27 protein-coding genes and 1 pseudogene are annotated in these 22764 nt (G+C 53.1%); 24 read left to right on the forward strand and 4 right to left on the reverse strand.

What is annotated here, in order from left to right; all coding sequences use genetic code 11:
- Nucleotides 1-139: 139 nt before the first annotated feature.
- Nucleotides 140-538 carry a MerR family transcriptional regulator gene (locus B4967_RS15005; protein WP_035557890.1) on the reverse strand — a complete coding sequence of 133 codons (399 nt, stop codon included), beginning with the start codon at nucleotides 536-538 and terminating at the stop codon, nucleotides 140-142.
- Between the two features lie 78 nt (nucleotides 539-616).
- On the opposite strand from B4967_RS15005, the gene B4967_RS15010 reads away from it, so the two are divergent.
- The 21 genes and pseudogenes from B4967_RS15010 to B4967_RS21435 all read left to right on the forward strand — a co-directional run bounded on the left by B4967_RS15010 (nucleotide 617) and on the right by B4967_RS21435 (nucleotide 17612).
- Nucleotides 617-1036, forward strand: coding sequence for a mercuric transporter MerT family protein (locus B4967_RS15010; RefSeq protein ID WP_083026104.1), 420 nt, complete (start codon nucleotides 617-619; stop codon nucleotides 1034-1036).
- 33 nt (nucleotides 1037-1069) lie between these two features.
- Nucleotides 1070-1375, forward strand: coding sequence for a mercury resistance system periplasmic binding protein MerP (gene merP, locus B4967_RS15015; protein WP_083026111.1), 306 nt, complete (start codon nucleotides 1070-1072; stop codon nucleotides 1373-1375).
- Nucleotides 1376-1438: 63 nt separating this feature from the next.
- Nucleotides 1439-2977 carry a mercury(II) reductase gene (gene merA / locus B4967_RS15020; protein ID WP_479694236.1) on the forward strand — a complete coding sequence of 513 codons (1539 nt, stop codon included), beginning with the start codon at nucleotides 1439-1441 and terminating at the stop codon, nucleotides 2975-2977.
- Nucleotides 2937-3074 (forward strand): hypothetical protein, encoded by a 138-nt coding sequence (locus tag B4967_RS21580; RefSeq protein ID WP_479694237.1) that lies wholly within the window; start codon nucleotides 2937-2939, stop codon nucleotides 3072-3074. The genes merA and B4967_RS21580 overlap by 41 nt, the downstream gene beginning before the upstream one ends.
- A gap of 219 nt (nucleotides 3075-3293) precedes the next feature.
- Nucleotides 3294-3737 carry a glycoside hydrolase family 15 protein gene (locus B4967_RS15025; protein WP_083026113.1) on the forward strand — a complete coding sequence of 148 codons (444 nt, stop codon included), beginning with the start codon at nucleotides 3294-3296 and terminating at the stop codon, nucleotides 3735-3737.
- 431 nt (nucleotides 3738-4168) lie between these two features.
- A complete protein-coding gene (locus tag B4967_RS17935; RefSeq protein ID WP_139794521.1) occupies nucleotides 4169-4495 on the forward strand; it encodes a hypothetical protein in 327 nt (108 codons plus the stop codon).
- Nucleotides 4496-4753, forward strand: a complete 258-nt coding sequence (locus tag B4967_RS17940) for a hypothetical protein (RefSeq protein WP_139794522.1) — start codon at nucleotides 4496-4498, stop codon at nucleotides 4751-4753.
- Nucleotides 4754-4891: 138 nt separating this feature from the next.
- Entirely contained in the window at nucleotides 4892-6238 is a 1347-nt protein-coding gene (locus B4967_RS15035; RefSeq protein ID WP_207953645.1) for a dihydrolipoyl dehydrogenase family protein, read from the forward strand.
- Nucleotides 6239-6429: 191 nt separating this feature from the next.
- Nucleotides 6430-7605 (forward strand): annotated as a pseudogene (locus B4967_RS15045) (ISL3 family transposase).
- A 172-nt stretch (nucleotides 7606-7777) separates the two neighbouring features.
- Nucleotides 7778-8239, forward strand: coding sequence for a hypothetical protein (locus B4967_RS15050; protein ID WP_035557913.1), 462 nt, complete (start codon nucleotides 7778-7780; stop codon nucleotides 8237-8239).
- Between the two features lie 184 nt (nucleotides 8240-8423).
- Nucleotides 8424-8735: a single-stranded DNA-binding protein gene (locus B4967_RS15055; protein WP_083026116.1), complete on the forward strand. Its 312-nt coding sequence runs from the start codon at nucleotides 8424-8426 to the stop codon at nucleotides 8733-8735.
- Between the two features lie 127 nt (nucleotides 8736-8862).
- Nucleotides 8863-9363 (forward strand): hypothetical protein, encoded by a 501-nt coding sequence (locus tag B4967_RS15060; RefSeq protein ID WP_083026118.1) that lies wholly within the window; start codon nucleotides 8863-8865, stop codon nucleotides 9361-9363.
- 94 nt (nucleotides 9364-9457) lie between these two features.
- The gene (locus B4967_RS15065; protein ID WP_035557923.1) at nucleotides 9458-10273 is read left to right on the forward strand and encodes a DsbC family protein; all 816 of its coding nucleotides are present in this window, start codon (nucleotides 9458-9460) and stop codon (nucleotides 10271-10273) included.
- A gap of 523 nt (nucleotides 10274-10796) precedes the next feature.
- Nucleotides 10797-11183, forward strand: a complete 387-nt coding sequence (locus B4967_RS15070) for a hypothetical protein (RefSeq protein WP_083026120.1) — start codon at nucleotides 10797-10799, stop codon at nucleotides 11181-11183.
- Nucleotides 11184-12203: 1020 nt separating this feature from the next.
- The gene (locus B4967_RS15075; protein WP_274542011.1) at nucleotides 12204-12911 is read left to right on the forward strand and encodes a recombination-associated protein RdgC; all 708 of its coding nucleotides are present in this window, start codon (nucleotides 12204-12206) and stop codon (nucleotides 12909-12911) included.
- 277 nt (nucleotides 12912-13188) lie between these two features.
- Nucleotides 13189-13884 carry a ParA family protein gene (locus tag B4967_RS15080; RefSeq protein ID WP_243470627.1) on the forward strand — a complete coding sequence of 232 codons (696 nt, stop codon included), beginning with the start codon at nucleotides 13189-13191 and terminating at the stop codon, nucleotides 13882-13884.
- A 1-nt stretch (nucleotide 13885) separates the two neighbouring features.
- The gene (locus B4967_RS15085; RefSeq protein ID WP_083026124.1) at nucleotides 13886-15055 is read left to right on the forward strand and encodes a ParB/RepB/Spo0J family partition protein; all 1170 of its coding nucleotides are present in this window, start codon (nucleotides 13886-13888) and stop codon (nucleotides 15053-15055) included.
- A 5-nt stretch (nucleotides 15056-15060) separates the two neighbouring features.
- Complete coding sequence (locus tag B4967_RS15090; protein ID WP_008958302.1) at nucleotides 15061-15342, forward strand: helix-turn-helix domain-containing protein; 282 nt, start codon at nucleotides 15061-15063, stop codon at nucleotides 15340-15342.
- An 88-nt stretch (nucleotides 15343-15430) separates the two neighbouring features.
- Nucleotides 15431-16102, forward strand: coding sequence for a hypothetical protein (locus B4967_RS15095; protein WP_083026126.1), 672 nt, complete (start codon nucleotides 15431-15433; stop codon nucleotides 16100-16102).
- Nucleotides 16103-16591: 489 nt separating this feature from the next.
- Entirely contained in the window at nucleotides 16592-17119 is a 528-nt protein-coding gene (locus B4967_RS21430) for a YaaC family protein (RefSeq protein WP_422821863.1), read from the forward strand.
- A gap of 46 nt (nucleotides 17120-17165) precedes the next feature.
- Nucleotides 17166-17612, forward strand: a complete 447-nt coding sequence (locus tag B4967_RS21435; RefSeq protein ID WP_422821862.1) for a YaaC family protein — start codon at nucleotides 17166-17168, stop codon at nucleotides 17610-17612.
- A 356-nt stretch (nucleotides 17613-17968) separates the two neighbouring features.
- Here B4967_RS21435 and B4967_RS15115 read toward each other — a convergent pair whose 3' ends face one another.
- The 3 genes from B4967_RS15115 to B4967_RS15130 form a co-directional block, all read right to left on the reverse strand.
- Nucleotides 17969-18397 carry a hypothetical protein gene (locus tag B4967_RS15115; RefSeq protein WP_083026132.1) on the reverse strand — a complete coding sequence of 143 codons (429 nt, stop codon included), beginning with the start codon at nucleotides 18395-18397 and terminating at the stop codon, nucleotides 17969-17971.
- Nucleotides 18398-18747: 350 nt separating this feature from the next.
- Entirely contained in the window at nucleotides 18748-19704 is a 957-nt protein-coding gene (locus B4967_RS15125; protein ID WP_083026135.1) for a tyrosine-type recombinase/integrase, read from the reverse strand.
- On the reverse strand, nucleotides 19697-20020 hold the full coding sequence (locus B4967_RS15130) for a hypothetical protein (RefSeq protein WP_083026137.1): 324 nt from the start codon (nucleotides 20018-20020) through the stop codon (nucleotides 19697-19699). Before B4967_RS15130 ends, B4967_RS15125 begins: the two co-directional genes overlap by 8 nt.
- A 601-nt stretch (nucleotides 20021-20621) precedes the next feature.
- On the opposite strand from B4967_RS15130, the gene B4967_RS15135 reads away from it, so the two are divergent.
- From B4967_RS15135 to B4967_RS15140, 3 genes are read left to right on the forward strand one after another with little or no spacing between them, the layout of a single operon-like run.
- Nucleotides 20622-20978: a histone-like nucleoid-structuring protein, MvaT/MvaU family gene (locus B4967_RS15135; protein WP_035561723.1), complete on the forward strand. Its 357-nt coding sequence runs from the start codon at nucleotides 20622-20624 to the stop codon at nucleotides 20976-20978.
- Between the two features lie 33 nt (nucleotides 20979-21011).
- Nucleotides 21012-21416, forward strand: coding sequence for a hypothetical protein (locus B4967_RS18400; protein WP_207953646.1), 405 nt, complete (start codon nucleotides 21012-21014; stop codon nucleotides 21414-21416).
- Nucleotides 21370-22044 carry a hypothetical protein gene (locus B4967_RS15140; protein ID WP_207953647.1) on the forward strand — a complete coding sequence of 225 codons (675 nt, stop codon included), beginning with the start codon at nucleotides 21370-21372 and terminating at the stop codon, nucleotides 22042-22044. The genes B4967_RS18400 and B4967_RS15140 overlap by 47 nt, the downstream gene beginning before the upstream one ends.
- Nucleotides 22045-22764: the final 720 nt, after the last annotated feature.

The raw sequence follows: 22764 nt of genomic DNA on the forward strand, positions 1-22764 counted from the left end.
GAGGCGACTCCCCTTCCTACTTGATGTTCTTCGCCGATCAGCGAGAAAGAGAAGGAGGACGTCAATCACAGAGATTGCCTTAAGCCGCTCTGATGCGAAGAGGTAAAAGATGAACCACACCGCAGTAATAGGTATTCGGCTAAGAGGTCTCAGAAAGAATTTCTATGATGGGACATTTGGGAACTTCCTCTCCGCTGCATTGGGCCGACATTTCTTTTAAGGCGCGTTGCATGCGATGCAGGTCATTTATCTTGCGCTGGATATCGTCGGTATGCCTGAGTGCAAGCTCCTGTACCTGAGCGCAGGTGTAATGCCCGCCATCAACCAGTCGTAGAAGGTCCTGCACCTCTTCGAGCGTAAATCCCAGTTCGCGCGCTCGGCGGATAAACGTCAGCCGTGTGAGGTGGCGCTCTTCATAGCTACGAAAGCCGTTCTCGCTTCGGGGCGGATTCGGCATAAGCCCAATGCGCTCGTAGTACCGAACCGTCTCGATGTTGCAACCGGCTCGTCTGGCTAGCTCCCCTCGGCGTAATGGCATGGCCTACTTTCCTCTTGATCCTGTAGTAGCTACAGGGGCTACAGTAGCTATGAATACCCAAATTGCAAGAGAATCACTATGCAAGACAGTAAAGACCAGACGCTTGATCGAAGCGAGCAAACCACGACGAGCCGATCAGGGCGCAAAGGCCTACTGGCAAGCGGTAGTGTCATTGGCGCGATACTCGCCTCCGCCTGCTGCATTCTGCCGGTGGTATTTCTCTCACTGGGCATCGGCGGGGCCTGGATGAGCAATCCCACGGCCCTTGCGCCCTACCAGCCGCTCTTTCTCGCCTTCACCCTGGCAATGCTCGGTATCGGTTTTTATAAGGTTTATCGCAAGCCCAAGAGCGCCTGCCGGGCCAACGCTTGTGATGTGGATGGCTATTGCGGCACGCCGCTTGCCGAGCGAGTGATCAAGATAGCGTTGTGGGGTGCGACGGCACTCGTCGTGTTGGTGCTTGCCTGGCCGTATATCGCCCCGCTGTTCCTTGGCTAATACACCTTCAAATTTTCCTGGAGTCTTTCTTATATGAAATTTAGCACCTTGATCGGTACGCTTTTTTTGTCCGCGGCAAGTGCCGGGACGGCCTTCGCCGCTCAACAGTCCGTCACCCTGGCTGTTGACAATATGACCTGTTCGACCTGTCCCTACACCGTCAAGAAAGCGCTCAATCAAGTGCTCGGTGTGGAGAACGCCACGGTTTCCTACGAGGAAAAAAGCGCCACCGTGACCTTCGAAGATGCCGAGGCGAGCGTGGCGGACTTGACCGCCGCTACGACCAATGCGGGCTATCCGTCGCGCCTGGCCTCCGAGAAAACTAAACAAGCCCAGTAACCACCTAGCCCACGTTCATCGAGGGCTGCGGGAGTTGTGCGAAAGGATTACCGAGGAATTTTTATGCAAACCACGATTACAGTTACCGGCATGACCTGCACGAGTTGCGCCGACTCGACTCAGGCGGCGCTCAATGCACTGCCCGGGGTCGAGGCTGAGGTCTCTTATGACCAGGGCCGCGCGGTAATAATGCGCCCGGGCGAGGTGGGTACCGAGCGTCTGCTTGAGACGATCCGTGCCAAGGGCTACGGCGCCGATCTGACGCAGGCCACAGAGCGAGCCAGCAGTGACCGAGGCAGCGAACAGGGTCTACATATTGCCGTGATCGGCAGTGGCGGGTCTGCCATGGCAGCGGCGTTGAAAAGTGTCGAGCGGGGTGCCCGTGTCACCCTGATCGAACAAGGTACCATAGGGGGTACCTGCGTCAACATCGGCTGCGTGCCCTCTAAGATCATGATCCGTGCCGCGCATATTGCCCATCATCGCCGCGAAAGCCCGTTCGATGACGGCATCCCGGCAACGGCACCAACCATTGATCGTGGCCGTTTACTGGCCCAGCAGCAGAGCCGTGTGGAAGAGTTACGTCACGGTAAATACGAAAGCATCCTAGAAGGCAACCCGGCCATTACGGTTATCCGCGGCAGGGCCCGCTTCCGTGATGCCCAGACCCTGATTGTTGACAAGAACGATGGCAGCGAGCGCGAGGTCGCTTTCGATCGTGTCTTCATCGGGACCGGCGCGCGTCCCGCCATTCCACCGGTATCGGGGCTGGCTGGCACGCCCTATTGGACCTCGACCGACGCCCTGGCCAGCGACACCCTTCCCGAGCGTTTGGCGGTGATCGGGGCATCGGTAGTCGCGGTGGAGTTGGCCCAGGCCTTCGCGCGGCTGGGCAGCAAAGTGACGATCCTGGCGCGTAGCCGCCTGTTCTCCCGCGAGGACCCGGCCATTGGCGAGGCCCTGGAAGCCGCTTTCCAGGCCGAGGGCATTGATGTATTACGAGGCGTCCAGATCAGCCAGGTGGTGCATACCGATGATGAGTTCGTGCTCACGACGGACACGGGGGGCATCAAGGCCGACAAGCTGCTGGTCGCGACGGGCCGCACGCCTAATATCGAAACGCTGAACCTTGACGCCATCGGCGTAGAGACTGCCCGCGGAGCGATTCTGGTCGATGATTCTCTGCGTACCACCGTACCCACTATCTATGCCGCTGGGGATTGCACCGACCAGCCGCAGTTCGTCTATGTCGCCGCTGCGGGCGGCAGCCGCGCCGCCACCAATATGACGGGGGGCGAGGCGCGCCTGGACTTGAGTGCCATGCCGGCGGTGGTCTTCACCGACCCGCAGATCGCAACCGTCGGTTTGTCCGAAGCCGAGGCCGAGGCTCAAGGATTCGCTACCGACAGCCGGACCCTGACCCTGGATAACGTGCCCCGTGCGCTGGTCAACTTTGAGACCGGCGGCTTCATCAAGATCGTCGCCGAACGCGACAGCGGGCGCCTGCTCGGGGTCCAAGGCCGTGGCCGGCGAAGCCGGCGAGCTCATTCAGACGGCGGTCATGGCCCTGCGTGCCGGGATGACGGTACAAGACATCGCTGATGAGCTTTTTCCTTACTTGACTATGGTCGAGGGGCTCAAGCTCTGTGCCCAGACCTTTACCAAGGACGTCAAACAACTGTCCTGCTGCGCGGGGTGACAAGCCTTGATGTGACGTTGGCGACCCTTGTTCGAGAAATGGCCGATCATGTCGCCGCCCACTGGCACGAACCCGATCAAGGGATCTAGGAAATGCTTGGGGAACCGCGTCATCACGTCTACAAATACCATGGCCTGGGTCGCACTCGACCGCACACTGCGCCTGCTGGGTCCTCAGCCCGCCTGGGAACTGGCATGAGATGGCATATTTCAGGCCATCGTGACTCAGGGGATCAAGCTCAGTGGCGGCTACCTCACGCAGGCCTTCGGTCATGACTATCTCGATGCCGCGCTTTTGTTGATCCCATTGATGGGCATTCCTATCGACAAGGCCGTACTTGAACTGACGGCTGCAGCAGTGGAAGAGCACCTATGTCATGGCGATGTCGTACACCGCTACCTGGCTTCGGATGGGCTTTCCGGCAGCGAAGATGCGTTTCTGATCTGTAGTTTCTGGCTGGTCGATATACTTCTAATGCTTGGTCGAGCCGAGGAGGCTCGCGCCCTGTTCGAGCGGTTACTGGCCAACGCCAACGCCAACGATGCGGGGCTCTATGCCGAGGAGAGCGATCCGACGACGGGCCTGTTCCTTGGCAACTTCCCGCAGGCTTTTACCCATCTTGCGCTGATCAACCGTGCCCTGCATATACAGCTCTACGAATAAGGTAGCGTGACGGCGCCCATGCGGATTGCGTCCGGCGTACTGCTTCAAGCCTGTCCTCGGTCGCAACCAATGCGCCTTGGCGGCGCTGCCTCGGTCAAGGAGGCCGGGGTTCGTGACACAGTTCTGGAACTGCACCCGACCTCCTGGCCAGGCAAGTGAGGCGAGCCAGACAAAGTCTGCCCCTGCCCACAAGGCTACCGAGTCGACCTTGGGCAGGCTGGCTTCTTCAGTTACCAGACATAAACAACAACCACCTTGTCCCTGTAATAACTACAGGTCTACGTTGAAGTCAGCAAGGTCAGGATTTTCAGATTCGCCAACGAGTGAGGAGGGCCTATCCCTGCCAGCTCGCTCCCATGAATACCTGCAGGATGGCCGTTGATTTATCGGAGCAAGAGGCTCTCCAATGTCAATGAAAGGAGGCAACGACGATGTCTGAAGTGGAAATAGGCCGCCCCGAAGGCCGCACGTCCTACAGTGACTACGCCGAACGCTACTATGCTCAAGCGGGGGCGGGAAGAAACAGCCTCTCCGCAAGCGAGTACGTGGCCGTCGTCGAGGGCTTTCGGCGTAAAGTCGTTTGCATGGGGCAGTGCAACTTGTACCTCGCCGCGACGAAAGACTCGCAAATCAAGGAAGCGATCAAGACCTACCTTGAGGATGTATGCAACCCCAACATCCATGAGATGAAGAAGATTCTGGAAGTTGGCGGTTACGCCCTGCCGGCGCCGCTTGAAGAAACCAGGAGCCCTGACTAGGTGCCCGATCAGGATACCTGTGTCGCCAATGACCGGATGACCGTGAATGCCCAGTGGTTCGCGGCGCGTGCGTTCATGACGCTCTGGCACAACTACGCCAGCATGAGCCAGCGCACGGATATTCGGGACGCCTTCATTCGAAACTATCACCGGGCCAACCGCTGGCATGTCACATTCCATGAAATCGCGGTAGAGAAAAAGCTAATGGCCCCCTTGCCCACCGTGGAGCCGAAAGACATGCCACTGATCCCCGAATAAGTGGCACGGTTCAGAGGGGAATAACGCATTTCCAGGGTATCGCTGTTCGGGCCACGGTAGAACGAAGCCTGGACAGCGATGACTTCAACGCGGCGACTAGCGGCTACCAAGTCGCCGCTACGCAAAGGAGTAAACAAGATGGCAGCATCCTACGATCTCGTCGCTATCGGTACCGGCACCGCCGCTAAAATAGTCGTCATGCGCGCCCAAGTCGCCAACTGGCGTGTTGCGATCCTCGACTCCCGCCCCTTTGGGGGCACCTGTGCCCTGCGCGGCTGCGACCCCAAGAAGATGATGATCCAGGGGGCCAAGGCGCTGGACCATGCTCACCGCATGCAAGGCAAGGGCGTGGAGGGAGAGGTCCGTATCGACTGGGCCGAGCTGCTACGCTTCAAGCGAGAGTTTACCGATCCTGTGCCTGAAAAACACCAGGCCATGTTCAGCGACAAGGGCATCGATACCTACCATGGACAGGCGCGTTTTACCGGCCCCAACCGCCTAGAGGTTGAGGACCAGGTACTTGAAGCACAGCATATCCTGATTGCCACGGGAGCCGAGCCAGCCACCCTGGGTATTCCAGGCGAAGAACACCTCATAGACAACGAACAATTTCTGGAACTGGCTACTTTGCCGCCGCGGATTGCCCTGGTCGGCGGGGGCTTATTGCCGCAGAGTTTTCTCACCTGGCTGCCCGGGCTGGAGCTCAAGTCACCGTCCTACAGCACGGCGAGCGGATGCTCAAGCCCTTCGATCCGGTCCTGGTCGATTTGGCTCATGGAATCCTTCCGTGATCAGGGCATTGATGTGCGAACCCAGAGCAACGTGGACGCCATCGAAAAGACGGCCTCCGGCTATCGTGTTCGCACCTCCTCGAATGGCGAGACCGGCACGGTTGATGTAGACCTAGTCGTGCACGCGGCCGGAAGAAAGCCAGCCCTCAAGGCCCTCAACCTGGAAGCGGCCGGTATCGAGACCGAGAAGGGGCGGTTATCGCTCAATGAGCATCTGCAAAGTACCTCGAACCCCGCCGTTTATGCCGCAGGCGATGCCGCCCAGGTGGGGCCGCCCCTGACCCCCGTGTCGAGTCACGATGCCAAGGTGGTGGCCGCCAACCTGATCGATGGCAAACGTAGCACACCGAATTATAAAGGGGTGCCGAGTGTCGCTTTCACCATTCCGCCTATCGCCTCCGCCGGTCTCGACGAAGCGCAGGCCCGTGAGCAAGGGCTGAAATTCCGCGTCTCGAGTCAACACACACAAAACTGGTTTACCGCCCGTCAGGCCGCCGAGCCGGTCTATGGCTTCAAGATATTTATCGAAGAAGAGACAGATAAGGTACTGGGCGCTCATCTCGTCGGCCCCAACGTGGATGAAGTCATCAACGTATTCGCGCTGGCCATTCGTCATGGGCTGACCACCACGGACCTCAATACGAGAATGTTTGCCTACCCAACGGGGGCCTCAGACATAGGCTCGATGCTCTAGGAGAGCCTGATAGCGGCAACTTGAGATGGCTAGACCTCATGCCTAAGCATTGAGATCTTTATTTGGCAGCTGAGGATAAGAGTTCCAAACCATTTTCAGGTTTCACTGGAGGATACCACCCGTAAACGAGAATGACGGCGGTAGTAAAGGTTTAAGCCAAAAAAATGTCCCAACCAGACCACCGCCGTGCCATGGATGCTAGTTTGCTTACCTTGTTCTGGGAAGACTTCGAGTTGGTTTGCTATGAATCACTCGGCGCCAATGGCCTGCTGATCAAGCTCAAACTCACCGCCTCACACCCGCCCTGCTGCAGTCGCTGTGGCCAATCCACCTGGCTCATTCATGATGTCTGTTATCGCCGTGTGCGTGAGCGCGACCTGTTCCAGTATCGCGTATGGCTAGACATCCCTGTGCGCCGAGTACGTCGTCCGGCCTGCGGCCCCCGATGAGAGCGTATTGCCTGGCTAGCCGGACGTCAGCCACTGACCTGCGCCATGGTGAGCTGGGTCGAAACCCTGGTTCGACTTTCACCTATCAAGCATGTGGCCGAGCTGGTGGGGCTTCAATGGTATACGGTCAAGACTATGGATCATCGGCGCCTGAGTCATGAGACAGCCCAGGCAGACCTGACCCGGGTGCGGCGTCAGTTTGTCCTGCACAAGGGGAACCATTATGCCATGGTGGCTATTTGCGCCGACACACAGCAAGTCCTGTGGGTCGGCGAGGGGCGTTCATGCGCATGCGCTGCCTTCGAATGGCTGGACAGGGATACCTGTCAGCAAAAAGAAGCGGTCGCCATGGGCATGAATACGGCAATGGACATGGAAGCCAAGCAACACTGCCCAAAAGCCAGGGTCGGTTACGACCTGTTTCACGTGGTCGCCAAGTTCGGTCGCGAGGTGATCGACCGGGTGCGGGTCTATCAGGCAAACCGGCTACGCGAGAACCATGCTGGCCGGCGTGTGATCAAGCGCAGTCGCTGGTTGCTCCTGCGCAACCGCACCAACCTGGACCCTGAGCAGGCCGTCAAGTTGGACGTATTGCTAGCCGCCAAAGAGCCGCTGACCACGGTCTACCTGCTTAAGAGCTAACTCAAAGAGCTATGGTACGCACCTAGTGAAGCCGAGGCCCGCCGACGCTGTAAAGCGTAGTTTGGAATGGCCATCGACAGTGGGCTCAAGTCGCTGGTTGCTTTCGCCAAGCACCTAGAAGGTATCGTTGCCAGTGCCCTTTATCGACTCAACACCAGCGCCCTGGAAGGAATGAACAATCACATCAAAGTCATCAAGCGAATGGCTTACGGCTACCGGGACACGGCGTATTTCTTTCTGAAGATCAAAGTCGCATATCCCGGCAAAATGCGATGAACTTTTTTATTCTGTCGCTTGCCATTTCTTAACCCCGTAAAAAACTACCTCTACAGCCTAGGGATGTTCTGCATGCGAAACATTTTACAGGCGCTCTAGCTGTCCACTTATGGCAGTCCCCGCCCTATCTCCTTTTGAGACCTGCATCGCAGGAATGAGAGGAGAGAGCGACATGAATATTGAGCTGATTATTAATCAAGAAGATGCCATAGCTTTTGGTCGTGAGTTCGGCGGGCTGCAATTAGATGACCTCCGTGCTGATAAGGTGGCGTTTGCCATCGACTCAGCGCAAGGCTCTCTTTTCATTCTGCCTCGTGAGGCCGGTCGCCGCTGGCGCCAGCCAACGCCACGTCAAATGGCTGACTTGGGAACGGATGTGAATGTGGCCTTCGAGGTCTTCTCGCTTGGTGAGCTTGAGGGGTTCGCTTTCTCTGTCGAGGATGGACCTGTCATCCAGGTGCGTCGCCCTGATCGCAAATTGCATCGGGAAAGCACTTTACAGGCCATAGAGAGCGCCGAAGATACATTCATTGTGAGCTTCACCAAGAGAGCTTTTGGTAACTTCCTCCTTAACTTGGCGCACTGGAGTTATCTCCAGCCCAAGGCAAGAATCGTTCGTCACCTCCCGAGGTGACCACTTCAAAGCCTCCTCGACTCATCTGAGTCAGGGGGCTTTTTCATGCGTTAGGAAAATAAACCGCACAGGTTCGCTCCTTAGTGTCAGTAGCGCCCCTATCCCCCAACGAGACCCATTACGTTGGGAATGTGAGAGAGAGGAGATTTGAACATGTGGGGACAGATTCTACAGATTTGTTCACATTGGCGAACCAGAAGTTCGGACCAACGGCAATGGCAAAACTTACGTTCGGTTCGGTATCAACATGGCCAAGAAAGTGGGTGATGATCCGATGTGGCTTAACTGCATCCTTGGTGGTCGCTTCGCCGAGGTTATGAAGGATCGCTTGAAGCGCGGTCAGTTGGTCTTTGTCGAGGGCGAATTGTCCTTCCGTAAGGCTGATAACGGCACTGTGTATACCAACCTTATGGTGGACACTTGCCGCATCCTCCGTGATCCGCGTAGCGCTGGTGCTGCAGGTGATGGAGACGAAGGAGTGGAATTTCCCTTTTGATGTTCTATTCACAGCCCCTGGTTTATTCCTGGGGCTTTTTCATGCGTAGACGATAGGCAGGCACATGAGCGAGACAGACCAAAAAACCAGATCCCGATTTCAGCACCCCTTGGCTAGGGAATTGCCTTTGGCAGGTGGTGTGCTGGGTGCGATGGCGTTCGCTATAACCGTCATTCCCTTAGACCTCCCATGGGCCTCGTCAAACGCTGAATCACCAGCCGTGGTGACATTCGATACGGCCAAATACGTTAATGCTCGCCGTGCAGCAGCCAGTGAGCTGCTAGGGGACGGTGAGGCAAGAGATTCAGCCGTATCCACATTGGCTGGCGTCGACAATGGCGTTCGCCCAGCGATCGTTGATGCAGCAGATGGCGCTTTGGTCATCGTCCGTCAAGCAGCCGTCTTGGACGGCACTATTCCTGACATCACTGACACCGTACTGGCTGGTTTAGGCCTGCCAACAGATGCCCCCACGATCGAGACAAGTCTTGATCGTCATGGAGACACCACTTACAGCGCATCGAACCTTTATGAGGAGGCTCGAGAGCTGGTCAGTCGTGCTAACCAGCAAGCGCGTGAGCGTGCCGATTCGCAGCGCGAGGCGGGAATTGAAGAGCTGCTGCCATAAACAGCAGATGATTAGAACCTGATGTGGCCATGCCCTGCATGGCGAAGACTACGCCAGCACCACTGGCGCTTAACTTTGCTCAAGGAGCTTATTGATGAAACACCTTACCCTGATCGCCTCCGCTGTTGCAGTCGCCTCCGCACTTTTCGCGGGAACTACCGTCGCCAATGACGACAATGCCGGCTCCAGCTTAGAGCTTCCCAAGGCCGTGTCCGATTTGGGCATCCCTGGAGCCAAGGTCGACAAAACATTCGATACCGGCCTAGATGGCATCAATGGCTGGGTTATTAGTGTCGAGAACGACACTAATGTGATCTATACCACTGAGGATGGTACGCATGCCTTTATCGGGATGATTCTGGGCGAGGGTGGCGAAAACTTGACGCAGGCTCACATGGAGCAGCACATGGAGAATAGCCCGCTGGCCAGCATGCCGAAGCGAGCTGCCTCTCAGGACAACGGATTTACAGATGAGGATGAGGCCGCAGCGCTTGCGCAAGTTGAGGAAAATGCCTTCTACGTTGAAGAGGGGAGCGGCGACAAGGTTCTGTATGTCGTCTTTGATACTCAATGTGGTTACTGCCAGAAAATGTATCAAGAGTCCCGGGCGGTTCTGGATGAAGTCACCATCCGTTGGATTCCGGTAGGCTTCATGGGCGAGGGCTCGCTCCACCAGGCTGCACAAATAGTCGACGCCGAGAACCCTACCGAAGTGCTGGCCACATTTGAGGGAGGCGGCAGTGTGTCTGGCTCCCCGAGCGCCGAAGCTATGAACATCGTGAGTGAGAACAGCAACCTGATCCAGCAGCTGGGTATCCGGTCTACACCGAATACGCTCTACAAGGATGAGAACGGTGAAGCTCATATCATGCGTGGTGCTCTTCGTGCGGCTGAAATCCGTAGCCTGTAACCTTATTGCACCTTGAAGAAATGCGCCCTGGCTCCCTCTCCGGCAGTCCGGGCGCCCAGCTAGAGGGCGCACCATGTCTCTACAAGACCAACGCACTGTTAGTATTATGCGGCGAGCAATCGAAGGAATGTTTCCGCAGTTCGCCGTGAACCGTCTATTTCCACGTCAGCCACTCAAGGTAGGCCGTGGTACACGGGAGAAGACCCTTTACCCCTTTCGCTGGCTGCACCGTCCTCTGACGCTTGAGCAGGCGCGCTGGGTCGCAAGTAGGTCAGTTGATTATTGGTTCCGGTGGCTCATCGCGTTTGGTGCGTCTCTTTATCTCTCTGTCAAATTGGGACCGCCTTACGGAGCATTCCTCCACTTAGGTTTTACGCTACTTGCTGCATGGACATTAATAGGTGTGGCCGTGGCTGTCGGGCGGAATAGAAAGACTCCGAGGATAGATGCATGAAGCAAGGCAACAAAAGTTGGCTCGCCTCTTTGGGGCGCGTAATATCCGGCCTGCGTAAGCAGTCGATGGATGCTGAACCAAGTTGATCCAAGTGACCCAGCTATCACGAAGATGACAATTAGCCTGGCACTGGATCTCCTAAACGAAGAGCAATCGCACGAGCGTTTCAAGCCTAAAGATCGTGTCTCATGGAAATGGGGCATGAAGAACAAGAGCGTGCCGCTGGCCAGGCAAACTGCTGTAGCGTTACAAGTCCGTCAAGAGCCATTCAACGATAGCACCCTGGCACCTTCATCCACGTACTACGAAGAGCCTTTAGATGTGCTTGTAGGTGTGTATACCCACGAGGGTATTTTTCGAGAGCTATGGGTCGATGGGCGGCGCCTATGCTTGCTGACAGACCATAGCATAAACAGCCCGAACGGTGGCACTCAGTGGGGACAAGGTGAAGGATAACCAAGGTCATTTCAGATGCCCCTCTGAAGTTCGATGAATTGCTGACCACCGTGGCCAAGGAACAGCTTGGCCTGGATGGGAGCTACACAGTGTATGCGGTCGAGACGGATCAGATTGATGAGATCAATCTCAAGATGATTGAAGGCCTGGATGACATCCATCTACATTGTTTCACTGTAAGGCTTCCCCCTGGCTTGGCGAGAGTTAGCCTCGCCCCGCGGGATGGAAATCACTGGCGGATGGAAGAGGCGGTTCCTGGGGTCGTGGATTATGGCCATACAGCTCGGGAGACTATAAGCGCCAGCTATAGTGGCAATGGGCAACGGTTGTACATCCCTTAGTCAAGTGGCAAACACTAAATGTTTCATTCTGCTTGAATTTAATATAATTCGTCGTCTGGCATAGATATAATATGGATAGCAATGATAACCGACTGGACCAGCTGAATGAGCTTCCCCTTACCAAAGAAGATCAGCGCTTCATACTCCGCTGCCTCCGTGAGGGCGGAGTGGTCGACTACCAACCCGTCCTCGCGGCATACCAGCTGTGTTGGAACAATGCGGCTGAATCAGCGACTATCCGCAAAGAGATAACGTTGGGAGGAGGGCAGCCAACACCTTTCTCCGAGAGGCCTTGGGTGTTGAAGCGCTTGACTATCCGAGGTAAATGACTGGCCAGTTTACTATAGCGCCTAGGGGAGGGGGGGAGTTATACCGTTATCTATTATTTCACCATTTAAATACCATGCTCCCTTGCCTAAAATAATAAGATCGTAGGGCCTAATCGTGTTCGACAACGCACTGTCCATATAGGGCACATAGCTCATTCTTTGGGGCTGACGAAATGACCAGCCTCATCGAAAAAAACTTTCCAGGGCCTGCGCGCCCACAGAGGCTCGAAGGGTAGGGTGGTCGGGCTGTTTGCGGTGAAGTATTGGCATACACACTCCAGTCTCAATATCTCATTCTTCGCTTTCGGCAGTAGCAGCGTTTGCTCCCAGTAGCCGCGGTCAAATAGCTGGTGGAGGAGAGGGCGGCTGAAATGGAGAAGGCCTCAGGAAGTCACCTGCGCCGTGCGGAGAAACAATTGCTCAAAGAGCAGGTATACGAAGAGCTACTGCCCACCTCCCTGAAGCGAACCGGGCATTTTCTGATGGCTATCGACATCAGGCGTAAATGGATACTCATTGACGCTGCCAGTCGTAAGAAAGCAGAAGAAGCACTCGATCTGTTGCGCCTTACACTGGGATCGCTCAAAGTCACGCCAATGGCAACTAGCGATCGTCCAACAGCTTTGATGACCCGTTGGTTGGCTGCCTCGACTGAGCGTGCTGAAGGCTGGGCTCTTGGAGAGTTCTGCCAGCTCGAATCGCCTTCTGGCAATGATGGTGTGATTAAGGTTTCGGAGGTCGATCTCGATAGTGACGAGATACAGCAGCACCTTGATGGAGGCCGCATCTGTTCAGCCCTTTCGATTGCTCGGACAGGTCAACTGGCGATGCAGCTTCAGGATGATCTAGGCCTAAAGAAGATCAAATTCGATGATGCACTGCTTGAGCATGCTGATTCGGGTGATGATGAAGCATCAAGGTTTGATGCGGATGCCCATATTCACATCCCAGCTCTTGCGGCCGTTGTCGAGGAGCTGATAACCCTACTAGGGGGTGAATCAGTCCCTACGCTAGAGGATACCCCTGAGGATGCTGTTCAGGCATCTAAAGCAGCCTGAACCCTACTCATATCCTGTCTTTGGCTTGGCTCTGTCCAGGCCTTTTTTATGCGCTAGATAGATCGGTTTATACTATTTGCCGTATCAGTTTATGTGGATTATCATGTTTCGCATGCGTAACTTGGCAAGGATCGCCGCCGTTTGCACAAGGACATTCTCAACCTGTCTTTTTCCAGGTCGGCTACCGGGAACTCCATGACCAAAATAATCAGTTTCTCCAATCAGAAAGGCGGGGTCGGAAAATCGACCCATTTGCCTTCAAACAGTCTTCTACCTCGTGGAGGCGGGCTATCGCGTACTAGCAGTTGATTTCGACCCACAGGGCAACACATCTAGCCGGTTGAGCCAGAGCGATGAGGCAAACTATACAGGCACACCATCAGTCCGGTTGTTCGATGAGAACATGCATGAAATCCAGCCGATGAAGTGCGTGCGCGGAATGGATCTGATTTGGACAACCAAGAACGATCCAGAGCTATCTGAGATTGAGTCCCTACCGCTCAACTGTGTGGTCAACCCGATCACAAACCTGAAGGCTAGCGGCATACTGGATAATTACGATTACGTGCTTGTCGACTGCCCCCCTAGTTTGGGCCGTAAGCTAGTAGCTGCACTCACTATGTCCACTCATGTCATTTGTCCGGTGCAAGTAAGTGGTTTCGCACTGGATGGCGTAGAGGGTCTGCTGAACACGATCATAAGCGTTCAGGAGGAGCTGAATCCCGAGTTGGAAAACACCGGGATGGTGATCAATAACCTCAAACGCGGTTTCGAGGAGGACATGATCACGCGAGATGAGCTTCGCAAGGCGGTGCCGGATCTGGTCTACAAATCTGAGATTGGCGTTAGAGGGCAACTCGACGTGGCCAACCTCAATGGCGTACCCGTTTGGAGCATAAAAAAGACATCGGCACGAGAGGCTGGCAAAGAGATCCGTGCAGTTATCGAAGAACTCATGGAAAAGGTGGGCTGACATGGCATTAGGACAACTAGACAACCTGCAAAGCCTCTCACGCCGCTCTAAAGGCGCCAAGGAAGTATTGGTGCTGGATACAGCTGAAGTGGTGCCGAAAAATGGCCAAGTCCGAGAGAAATTCGGCGGTATTGAGGAGCTAGCCGACTCAATTAAGTCGCATGGCCAGGAACAGCCGATCATCGTATCTCCTAAGGATGCTAACGGTAAGTATCGAATTCAGAAAGGTGAGCGCCGTTGGCGTGCATGTAAACTGGCCGGTGTGCCGGTTGAGGCGATCGTCAACAAAAAGGACCAGGAGGAGCTGGACGAAACAGCCGGCGAGCTGATTGAAAACATTCAGCGGGAAAACCTGACTACGATGGAAATCGCCAAGGGGATTCAGAAATTCATTGACGCTAAGTGGAAGGCCGTCGATGTGGCTAAGCGTCTAGGTAAATCGCGTGGTTATATCTCGCAGCACCTATCGCTGCTCAAGCTCCCCGAATGCGTACAGAAGCTATACGAGGAAGATGTCACGGCTGACCCCGAATCGCTGAATTCGCTCAGGCAGATTTATCAAATTGCGCCAGAGAAGGCTGAACGCATTTGCGAAAAGGCCTTAGTAGACGGAATCAGCCGAAAAGCCTGCCGTGAGCTGCTGAAACAGGCAAAGGGTGGCACTCTGGCTGAAGACCCTGAAACAGTTCCCATGGAGGCTCAGGTTCCAGCGCCAGCTCTAGGGACGAATGATGACCAGCCACCACTGAGCGGATTCGACTCATCCCCCTCCGCTGGAAACTCTGGCATGGGGAACACTGTTGATGATGTCCAGCCCGCAATGCAGCCCCCGTTTAACGAGAAAGATGACTCCTCTCTTGGTAAGGGGGATGTTGCACAGGAAAAGCCGCCGAGACCTAAATCGGCCACTAATACTGAGCAACCCCAGCATAAAAAGGCTGCTGGCGCCGAACTTGATACACCAGCGCCAGTAATGGCAAAGGAGCCCACCCGGGCTCGGGTCGTGGTAGGCGTTACCGTGAAGGGCGCACAACGTAGTGGCATGCTACAGACTGATCGTATCGATCATGAGCCTGGCTATTGCTGGGTTCGACTAGATAATGATGAAAAAGACACACTGAGGGTAAGAGTCTCTGACGTTCAGCTACTTGGTGTCGAGGGTGAGGACTGACCTCTATGCCGAGCCTATCGCGTGACACACAGCGAAAATACGACATTATCCGTGCTATTGACCACATGGATCGCCCAAGCCTTCAGGACATCTCTGAAGCTACGGGCATCCCGGCTGGCACGGTTAAACGGCAGCTGACTTCGATCCGGGAAGAGTTTAAGGTAAAAATCCTCTTTATTCGTGACCCTAGCTCACCTGAAGGTGCAATGGGCTATTACGCACTGGAAGGCTGGGGAATCTTGGACCCAAACTCCTTTCGAGTGCATTTTGGAGACAGCACTTCCTAGCCAGCTGGCACCCGGGGAGCAAATAGCTCCCCGAATTATGTCAAACCAGCCCCACCTTTCTGAGCCAGTCAACACGGAGTCATCAGCAGTGCCTGAACCCGACCATCCCCCACTGAATCTCATCAAGCAACCTGTTTCAATTGGTCATGAAGACGTAGTTAAAGAGCTTGCTACTTTTAAGGTCGAGCTGGATAGATACGCACGTAAGACAATTGGGCAACCGTTGCTTAATGACATCGTGGACAATGATCGAGGAACCTGCGCACTACACCCAGATTCATTAATAGCTGTGCTGATACCTTTTTTAAACTGGGAAGACCAGAATGGACAGGCCTATCGAGCCTTTGTAGATCCAAAACATGTTATTGGGGCAAGCATCAAAGGGCTTCCTGAGAACGTGCCACCAGAGGAGGTGATGAATAGGATCGAGCGCTACGCGACCTACTTTGGCTCAAGGGATAACGCCTTATATGTCTGGTCCAAGCCACTTGGGATATTCATTGCTCATGAGGGAAAACACAGGGTCGCTTTTATGCGATCGTATGATCAACCGGCTATAGCAGCGTGGGTTCAGCAAGCTGATTATCCAGCTCCATCTCGAATTACGATAATTGAGCCCAGCGATGAACGGGACGAATGGTTAGCAATGCTCGATGGTCGCTACATTCAGGTACTGCGGCGTCCGAACATTGCAAGGAAAATACTTGATGCTTACGGCGTAGACAACGAGCTGGCAGGATATAGGTCATCTACCAGATGAAAAGATGGTGCGATTGGCGATTTACGAGCGCCGGCTTCATCGACAAGCCAGAACACGGAAGGAAATCGATAGGACTCTTGATCTGCAGGCTCATCTCGCTCGAATGGCCAAGGACAGTCAGGAGCAGTATTTTCATTGTCATGATCTCGGCCCATATCGTCTTGACTGGAATCGCCATATTGTAGTGATGTGCCTCCTGCTATTTACAGGTTTATTGCTAGTAAAGTTTGATCATGACTGGTCGATCAGAACAGGGATTGGCTTGGTGGGTGTAACATCTGGCATGATGCTTAGCCAGAAACTGACGAGGTTCACAGGCCCGCGAAAGCTAAAATCATAAATGAATGAGAACGAAACTACCTTAAAGGCTCGCTAAGGCTGATGACGACCAAACATACTACAGATTTTAGCCTAATATCCCGCAGTACAGCCTCTTAAGGAGCGAAAGTGCTTGGAGAAAATATTAAAATTGGCAATCGTCGGGTATGGATGCACAAAGCTATCAACCACCCTGACTTCGCATCTGAGAGCGTACTCACAAGAGATCCATGGAGCTTCGTAGAGCTTTGGCTTAAGCGACAGAATAAGAGTGAGGCACTATCCTTCTGGTCACAGGCACGAAGGTTCCATGAAGCCGCTAAGTATATGGATGTTGAAGCGTCGCCACTTTCCCTTTATTACTCTTTTTTGAACGCAACCAAAGCTCTTCTGGTGGTTCGAGGCGCCACACATGCAGAGAATCATGGTGTAACCGGAGATAGGCCAGCAAAAGCCAAGCCTAGCCTGGCTAATGAGGCCATAACTTTTAAGTCTGGCGGTATCTTGCCAGCTTTGTGTACGTATCTCGGCGAAAGCACCGTCACGCACACCGCCGAAAAGTACAACCTCAAAGACTTACTCTGGAATGTACCTTTTGTGCATAGAGCATTCTTGCATACCTTCAGGTCGGGCCCAAGAGCTCTTCATACCGTTAGAAAGTGCTTGCTACGTAAAACAGCCATACCCCAAGGCTCGTGAATGCTGGTTCCAGGCTGAAGTGTCGCCCAGATATGCAGATGGTCGGATGCTCAGAAATATCCCTCACTCTTTTGAATGGTTCACTGAAGACGGTAGAACATATATTCGCCGAAAAAAGCGCTTCAATTGGTGGCGAGGTAAAGCCCCACAGGCTGAAAAACTCTTGGCCCAAAAGCGGCTAGGCACATATCACAGCAAGACTCGTCGGATCATAGTTCCTATCTCTGGGAATCGCGACTTGGGGTACATCAAACGAAATCTGAGCAGCAACCCACCATCTGAGCGCCACGGTCTTACCATTATATTTGCTGCGATGCATCGGCTGAGCGAATTAGCCCGTTACGATCCTAATGGCCTAGAGAGACATCTCTACGGCACATCGAACTGGTTAATTACGGAATTCATGACAAATTCAGCAGATCAATTCATTGATCAGATGGCGTCGGTAATTACAGGGTTTCAGTTTTGGCGACCAGCCATACGAACCCCGTGAGAACTGTCAATGTACGATATGAATAGCCGACAAGCCGATTGACTGAGCTGGCTACTGTGATCCCTCTAAGGCTGACGTCAATCCAGCCCAGGTGCTATACAGCTCGTTTTCATAACATTCCTGCTCAAGGCTACGCGCCAGCACGTCACTGGCGACAAGATCCAATTGGGTCTGAAGGCTTGCAACTGGAATAACTATCTCCGTGGTTTCCCATAGCTTCTTCTGTGTGCTGCGAGAATCAACTCGGTAGCGGGACCAGTGCGGTGAAGCCTCCACAGAGCTGATGGTTTCAACTAGCTGTGCCAAGCACTCTGGAGGAATTTTCTCATCGGCTAGCTTTGGCTGCCTTTTTCAGACTATTTAGAATTTTCCGCCAGGTCATGCTCATTATTTAGAGAACGGCGATGCCGATTTGTAATCATAATAGCCTGCCTAGGTTTGATCTGGTTCCGACATTCAATAATCTCAAAACACCACTGCAGTAGCCTTTTAAGAATCAACTCCGCAGCGTGACGCTGAAGATAAAAAGCTGGTAATCCTATCTCATCGAAGCTACCACGTGCCTGCCCTTGCTCAACGAGCAAAGAGGCTGCAGTCAGATAGGCCCCCACATAAGATGGCTGGCGCCAAAACCCACCCATGCGAGCGATGCCATTCTCAAAATCACTTTCCGCTTGGCTGGGGTTCTTCCCACCAACGAAAACATCTCGAGGGTCGGTCGCAGGGTGACGGGAGTAGAGAGGTCCGATGCTCCATAAACCGTTTACTTCTCGCTGACCAGTCATTTGCTGACCCCTTCCTGATGAATTAGGCTGTATTTGCCGCGCATGGCTACCCATCGATCTGGGGTTGCTACAGGATGGCCACCATGGACTGGGTTCCGGCATTGCCACCCCTTCGTGGTCAGCTCGGCACACTGCGCCATGTACCCGGCTGCTTGCCAGGCGAGGCAGGCTCCCCGGGTAATACCATAGACACTGGCAAAAGCTGCAGCCGGATCGCTCCAGAACACCTCGAGCTGACCTGGCGTTAGCGTCACGGTTATCTTGCCAGCTAGGCCATCGTGGCTGGTGTTGAACGTTATGTCACTGTTAGATGACACCCATAGCTTGGGGTGAAGCACTGCTCTGTTGTTTCATATTCTTTTCATCGCCTCCTCCAGGCGCCTTTCCGCACTTCGGTCATAGCGTTGTGTGGTGACTAGGTTGGTATGGCCTAGAGCGTATTGAACCTTGAGAACGTCGACACATCGATCTAGCATATTCGTAGCGAAGGTGCGGCGAAAATCGTGAGGCGCGCCCTCCTTAATGCCCGCCTGAACGGCCCTTTCTTTTATGATGAAGTACACAGCTTGGCCAGTAATACGAAGATCAGTAATCACACCATGTCGGCGCACTCTAGGGAAAAGAGGCCCGACATCCCGCCCCAACCGGGATTGCCATGCCATGACTTTCAGGAACGTTTCATTGGGCAGAAAGACGAGGCGTTCCTTGTTACCTTTGCCCAGAATCCTGATCGACTGCCGGCCGCGGTCAATCATCTCGATGTCTATGGATACACTCTCCGATCGACGCAGCCCCGTGTTGACCAGTAAGTGGAGTAACACGGCATCTCTCTCCCCTTTGGGGGTCTCGTCTGTTTCGCATGCGGAACAAAGGGCTTGGATAGCTACATCATCAAGGTGTACGCCCTTAGGCAACCTTGAGCCCCTGACAGACTTGAGATCGCTGATCTGATGGTGGCTCTCACTATCCATGCGACCCGCAACCCAAGCCTCACGCGCCCCCCCTTTCATAGCAGACAATGCAGTATTAATAGTGGATGGAGCCTTGCCCAGTTCACTCATCATCTCGATGATTGAGCGCACATGTTCGCGCCGGATCATATGCCACGGACAACTCTTAATGTCATGACCGCCGCTAAGGTAGGCAACTTGCTGGAGGTGAGATCGCATCGTGACCCGGCTACGGCGGGAGCCAAGCCCCATAAGGTAAGAGAGCGCGGGGTTTCCCTTGGCCTCTGTCAAAGAATTCGATGCTTCAGCAAGGCCCCCAGTGACGTTATAAGGAATCATCGCTAGTGAATCAGCCATTTCCGGGGCCCCCCTCTAAGCTGGCAATGTGTTGCTGCAAATAATCAGCCTGGTCTGCAGAGCACATAACAATATCGAGCAAATCCCCGCTTTGATGCATCACCTCGTAAAAATCTGATGCGCTTGGTGCGGACTCGACATAGACTCGCTTGCGACGCAGCCCGCCCGGGATCGTTAAGCTCAAGTGCTCAAGAACTGCATCGGCGTCCTCTAGGACACTAACAATATCGCCCGTATCACGGACAATGACCATGAAATCGTTGGTAGTGATGACCGCATATCCTGCGCGGGGTGGCATAATCAAGTGATCAAACATCCAATTGCTCCCTTTTGGTTGTGATTTTCCCCCTGATCAGGGTTAGTGCCTGGCTTCAGACTGGGCAGCGTCCTGGCACCAATATGTGAAGACCACCTAAATCAGCTGCAATGCTATTGACGACCATCTGAGCATATGAAGTAACTACCGCAATTTTGTAGATTGCCTTCCAAGTCATTCAGCACAGCCTTATTCATGTGACTCTGATACAGCCTACTCGGGTTCGCTGCTCTCCTCTACTTTCTTAAATAACTATTTTAATAAGTAGAGAACCTAAGCGCCAGCACTACGGCCTTTTTAACTGTGTACACAGGATCACTCAAAAACGGAAAATATCACCCTAAGTTATTGTTCTATATTCTATTTCTCAAGGTAAAAGCCATTTCCTGAAAGCCTGTACGCAAAATCTAGGCTTTTGGCAGGGCCATCACCCGTAGATTTTGCGAAATAAGGGCATTTTTTAATGGAAAAACACATCCTTGGAGAGATATTTTTGCGCTAGCTTTTAGACCACTGCCAACGGTCTCATATCGTTGACATACAGCCGAGTTAGCTACAAAATGTGCTTTGCACACTTTCACATTGCCTTGTCTGGAAACACATGCCTATATTGCGTGAATACCAACAGCTGCAGGAGCAATCGAAGTCTCTTCGAGAACAACTTATATCGTTTGAGAATCGAGAAGATTTCAAGCGTGAAAGTGCTTTTTTTAACCGCTTAAAAACGTTAATGGCTGATTATAATGAATCGGCCCTGGACGTTATTAAATTGGTTAATACTGAAAAAAGCGTCAGCGAGTCTCCGGCTATACGTAAGAAGCGAATGATAAAGGAATATCGCAATCCTTATGAAAGGGAGATTGTCGAAACAAGAGGTGGCAATCATAAAACCCTGAGGGCTTGGAAGGATCAGTACGGTGCCGAGGTCGTTGATTCTTGGCTTGTCGAAGAGAAATAGCAGGTTATTACTGTAGGCTGACAGAGGTTAGATATGGCCAGCGATAGCAATAAAGACAAGGACATACAAGCAGTTGCGGTTAATAAGCCGCCTCAGCTTGACCTATTCAGCCTGAGCGATAGCCGGGACAGAAATTATAGTAATAGCATCGACATTTACGATGCATTGCCTAAATATTCTCTGGAGAAGCGTCGTCGATTCACAGACCTTAACAGCGCGGTAAGAGAGCGCGAGTGCCGTATAGGCGACCGCGTTATAAAGGTTAAAGTTAAGCCAGCTATTATCGAGAATAGTAAAGGCAAACATGAGCTAGTTTATCCTGGTGAGCGTGAAGAGATTATAGAAGACGCTTTAAGAAAACTGGCTGTTAATGGCGGAAGCGTCATGATCGATGGTAAAGATTGGTGTTCTTTTTACTTTCTACGAGTTGCGTGCTGAGTTACGCCGGAACAAACATGAGTTCAAACTCAGCGAGATAAAGGAGGCGATACTTGTATGCCGTGGCGCACAGCTTGAAACGGTCACCAATGATAATGAAACTGTTATTTCCTCAAGCTTTTTTCCTATGGTCGGCCTAACCACGCGAAAAGATATTCAGATGCGTGAAGGCGATACTAAATGCTATGTACAGTTTAACCCTTTAGTAACTGAGAGCATTCTTAAACAAACTTTCCGTTTATATGACTATAGCACTTCGATGTCGATTAAGAGCCCTCTTGCCCGGTACATGCATAAGCGAATGAGTCACTACTGGAGCCAGGCATCAGCCAACGATCCCTATACGCCTCGTCTTATTCCTTACCTGTCAGGTAGCCCTCGCGGGCTTTCTGATCGCATGGGCAGTAATGTTCGGGCTATGAAAATTGCCCTAGACGTACTCGTTGAGCATGAGGTTATAGCTAGTTATAAAGCGAAGAGAATAACGGAAGGGAAAAAACTTGTTGATATTTACTACACAATCTTTCCTACAGATAAATTTGTCAAAACTGTTAAAAGAGCAAATTACAAAAGTAACTCAATACGGTTAAAGAAAGACTTACATACTATTAGCGAAACATCACTTTAAAATAATATTATCTTATTTCCTTTTGTGAAGTCTGGATCATTGAATGCATTTAGATGGCCTTTACTGCTTAGGGGGATAATGTACACACGGGCAACTCGTCGCCCTTCAAACCCCAGCCAGCCAGGATCGTAATTAACGGGCTGTGCTGCAGGAACCATTGAGGCGCGCATTGCAGTCCAAGCGTGTGCCATCATTGGGGGGAATGTTGCACAGATAGCCGATTCCAGACCCTCTCGATCACCTTGCTCAATAGGGGGAATGTTGCACAGATAGATGCTTCCAGACCTCCTTAATCACCGCGCCAATGACCGTAGCCAACGTCCAGTCACCCTTGTAAGCAGACTGCTATCACAGTAGGCATTCAAGAGTGTAGCTCACAGAACGTAGGTGGGAACGTTGCACCATCAGCCCCCGCGACAGGTCTTTAAAGCACGGCCAGCGTGCTCAAAAGTGTCATTCCTCCCTGGCAGGGGATTGTCGATCAGTAACAATTTGACAACAAAGAAGGTAAGGCACTATATTAAGCAGCTTCAAATGATAACGGTATAAAAGTGCTCTGATAGCTATCAACGTATCCACATTTACTGTGGGTAAGCCTGTGGAAAAGTAGCGTTTTATAGGTGGGAATGTTGCATCGTTTCGGTGGGGGTACTGCACAGGTTATTTTCTGACCAGCAATTTAGCCCTCTATAGTAGGTGGGTATATTGCACAGGAGATGC

This window comes from Vreelandella lionensis, assembly GCF_002087295.1.
GTDB lineage: Bacteria > Pseudomonadota > Gammaproteobacteria > Pseudomonadales > Halomonadaceae > Vreelandella > Vreelandella lionensis.